At 74.1% G+C, this 4,167-nt stretch carries 1 protein-coding gene; it reads right to left on the bottom strand.

Going from position 1 to position 4,167, the window contains the following annotated elements:
- Window positions 1-4,167, bottom strand: a 4,167-nt coding sequence (locus tag ACIA6B_RS32470; RefSeq protein WP_396779305.1) for an amino acid adenylation domain-containing protein, incomplete at both ends; no start/stop codon positions are given.

The raw sequence follows: 4,167 nt of genomic DNA on the forward strand, positions 1-4,167 counted from the left end.
ATCGGAATGTCCACCCCCGCACCCAACCGGCTCAACAACCCACCCAGACCGGCCAGCAACACCATGTACACCGTCGTACCGGTCTCCCGGGCCAGTCGCACGATGCCCGCGTGCACGTCGGCCGGGATGCGCAGCTTCAGGAGGTCGCCACGGTAGGAGGCGGCGGCCGGGCGGGTGCGTACGGCCGGGATGTTGATCTGGTCGGGCAGCCCGGTGAGCGCGGTCAGCCAGTATGCGGTCTGGCTGCCGAACAGGCTGTGCGGGTCGTCCTTGGCGCCGAGTAGTTCCTCCTGCCAGAGCGTGTAGTCGGCGTACTGCACCGGCAGGGGGGTCCAGTGCGGTGGCCGGCCGCCGTGCCGGGCGGCGTAGGCCGTGACGATGTCGCGCGACAGGGGCGCCATCGACCAGCCGTCGCCCGCGACGTGGTGCAGCACGAGCAGCAGCACGTGCTCGTCGGGGCCGAGCCGGAGCAGGTTGGCCCGCAGCGGCAGGTCGGTGGCGAGGTCGAAGGCGAACCGGGCGGCGTCCGCGAGCAGCTCCTGCATCTGCTCCGGCGTCACGTCGGCCTCGTCGAACTCGACCCGGGCCTGCTCGGTCGGCACGACGCGTTGCCACGGCCGGCCGTCGACCTCGGGGTACACGGTGCGCAGCGCCTCGTGGCGGGCGACCACGTCGTGCAGGGCCTGGCGGAGCGCCGCGGTGTCGAGGGCGCCGGTGAGGCGGAACGAGATGAGCATGTTGTAGGTCGGGCTGGGGCCCTCCAGCCGGTGCAGGAACCACAGCCGGCGCTGGGCGGAGCTGAGCGGTAGCAGCTCCGGCCGGCTCGTCGCCGGGCGTACCGGTGGCCGGAGCGCTCTGCCCGGGTCGAGGCGCGCGGCGAGACCGGCCACGGTGGGCGTCTCGAACAGCGCGCGGATCGGCACGTCCGCGCCCATCGTGGTGCGGATGCGGCTGATCAGCCGGGTCGCGAGCAGCGAGTGGCCGCCGAGGTCGAAGAAGTTGTCGTCGACGCCGACCGCGTCGACGCCCAGCGCCTCGGCGAACAGGTCGGCGATCATCTGCTCACGCGGGTTGCGGGCGGCACGCCCGGGTGTGTGCACGGGAACGGGCAGGGCGGCGCGATCGAGCTTGCCGTTCGGTGTGACGGGCAACGCGTCCAGCAGCACGACCGTGGTGGGGACCAGGTAGTCGGGCAGCCGGTCACGCAGCCAGTCGACCAGCTCGCCGGGCGTGCCGGTCCAACCCGGAGCGGGTACGGCGTAGCCGACGAGGCGTACCACCGCGGGCTGGTCCGTGCGGGCGACCACGGTCGCGCGCACCAGGCCGGGATGACGGGCCAGCACGGCGGCGGCTTCACCGGGCTCGACCCGGAACCCGCGGATCTTCACCTGGTCGTCGGTGCGGCCCAGGAACTCGAGCTGACCGTCCGGACGCCAGCGGGCACGGTCACCGCTGCGGTAGAGCCGGGCGCCGTTCGGACCCGCGACGAACCTCTCCGCGGTCAGATCCGGACGGCCCAGGTACCCGCGGGCGAGTCCGGGACCGCCGATGTAGAGGTCACCGGCGACGCCCACCGGTACGGGACTGAGCCAGGCGTCGAGCACCAGCAGCCGGGCACCGGCTACGGGCCGGCCGATCGGCGCGCGCACCGGCCAGCCGCCGGCCGGGCCCGTCAGCGGCGTGCCGGTGACGACGTGGGTCTCGGCCGGGCCGTAGTGGTTGTGCAGCCCGATGTGTGGGCGGGTGGCGAAGAAGCGGCGCAGTTGCTCCCCGACCACCAGTGCCTCGCCGGCCTGTGCGATCACACGCAGGTCCGGGAGCCGGCGGTCGCCCTCGGCGGCTGCCTCCGCGATCTCGGCCAGCACCGGCTGCGGCGCGAACAGCTCGGTGGCCGCGCTGTCCTCGAGCCAGGCGGCCAGCAACTCGCCGCTGCGGCGGGTGTCGTCGTCCGGGACGAGCAGCGTCCGACCGGTGGTGAGGGCGCCGAAGATCTCCTGGGCGGCGACGTCGAAGCCGACCGAGGTGAACTGCACGGTGCGGCTACCCGGCCCGCCCGGCAGCTCCTCCCGTTGCCACGCCAGCAGGTTGGCCAGCGCGCCGGACGGCATGACCACCGCCTTCGGGGCGCCGGTCGAGCCGGACGTGTAGACGACGTACGCCGGATTGTCGGGCCGGACCACGGGCCGGGCGGGAGGATGGCCGGACGACCACGACTCCGGACCGAGGACCGGTATGCCGTGCCGGGCGAGTTCGGCATCGGTGCTGAGCAGCAGCGCAGGGCGGGTGTCGGCAAGCATGAACCCGATCCGCTCCGCCGGGTGGCCGAGGTCGATCGGCAGGTACGCGGCGCCGGCGCGGAGCACGGCGACGAGGGCCACGTAGAGGTCGAGGCAGCGGGGCAGCGCGACGGCGACGATCGACTCCGCGGCGACCCCGCGGTGGGCCAGGGTGGCGGCGAGGTCGTCGGCGCGGCGGAGCAGTTCGGCGTAGGTCAGGCTGCCGTCGGGCGCTTCGACGGCGACGTTCTCCGGAGTCGCGGCGGCCTGCGCGGCGATCTGGTCGGCGATCGGCGTGGCGGTTGCGGAGGACGCCGCGTCGGTGCCCCAGCGGTCCAGCTCGCCGCGTTCGTCGGCGGTCAACACGTCGATGTCGTTCAGCCGGCGGCCGGGGTCGGCGACGACCTGGGCGAGCAGCCGCCGCCACCGGTCGACCAGAGCCTCGACGGTCGCCGCGTCGAACCGGTCGGTGGCGTACTCGACGATGCCGCGCAGGCCGCCGGCCCGGCCGGCGTCGTAGCGCTCCAGCAGGCTGAAGAACAGGTCGAACCGGGCCGTGCCGGTGGTGGCGGGCCGCAGTTCCACGTGGAGATCGGCGAGGTCGAAGGCGGCGTCCGGCGTGTTCTGCAACGCCAGCATGACCTGGAACAGGGGATGGTGGGCCAGGGACCGGGCCGGGTTGAGCACCTCGACGAGGTGCTCGAACGGCACGTCGTCGTGGGCGTAGGCGTCGAGCGCGACGTCGCGGACCCGGGTGACGAGGTCGGCGAAGGTCGGGTTCCCGGTCAGGTCGACGCGCATCACCAGCGTGTTGACGAAGAAGCCGACCAGGTCGTCGAGCTTCTCGTCGGTGCGCCCGGCGACCGGCGTGCCGATCGGGACGTCCGTGCCGGTGCCGAGCCGGGCCAGGGTGGCCGCGAGCCCGGCGAGCAGCACCATGAAGACGGTGGCCCCTCCGGCGCGGGCGGTCGCGAGGATGCCGGCGTGCAGGTCGGCGTCCAGCACCAGGTCGAGCATCGCGCCCCGGTGGGTGGCGGTCGCCGGGTCCGGCCGGTCGGCGGGCAGCGCGATCCGCTCCGGCAGGTCGGCCAGCGTGTCCTGCCAGAAGCGGGTCTGGGCGGCAAGCCGCGACGCCGGGTCGCCGACGCCGCCGAGCATTTCCTGCTGCCAGCCGGCGTAGTCGGCGTACCGCACGGGCAGCGGCTCCCACCGCGGCGCCTCGCCGGTGCGGCGGGCGGCGTACGCGGTGACGAGGTCGCGTGACAGGGGGGCCAGAGACCAGCCGTCGGCCGCGATGTGGTGCATCAGCAGCAGCAGGACGTGCTGACTCGGGCCGAGGCGGAACAGGACGGCGCGCAGCGGCAGGTCGGTCGTCAGGTCGAACGGCACGCGGGCGGCCTCGAGCAGCGCCGTCGGCAGATCGGCCACGCCGACCGTGGTGACGGTCAGGTCGACCGGAGTGTCGGCGGGCAGCAGGCGCTGCGCCGGCTGGCCGTCCCGGTCCGGATAGACCGTGCGCAGCGGCTCGTGGCGGCCGACGACGTCACCGAGGGCGGCGGCCAGCGCCGCCACGTCGAGGTCACCGTCGAAGGTCAGGCGCAGACCGATGGTGTACGTCGGGCTGGGACCGTCGATGCGGTCGAGCAGCAGGAGGCGTTGTTGTCCGGCGGACAGGGCGGCCGGCTCGTCGTCCGACCGGTGGCGCAACCGTGGCCGCTCGGCCGGCGTGGCGGCGAGCCGGGCCGCGAGCGCGGCGGGCGTCGGGGACTCGAACAGCGTGCGGATCGGCACGTCGCCGCCGAGTGTGCTGCGGATGCGGCTGATGAGGCGGGTGGCGAGGAGGGAGTGTCCGCCGTGGTCGAAGAAGTTGTCGGTGGGGGTGAGGGTGGGT

Origin of the sequence: Micromonospora sp. NPDC051141, assembly GCF_044455765.1 — a bacterium.
Classification (GTDB): domain Bacteria; phylum Actinomycetota; class Actinomycetes; order Mycobacteriales; family Micromonosporaceae; genus Micromonospora.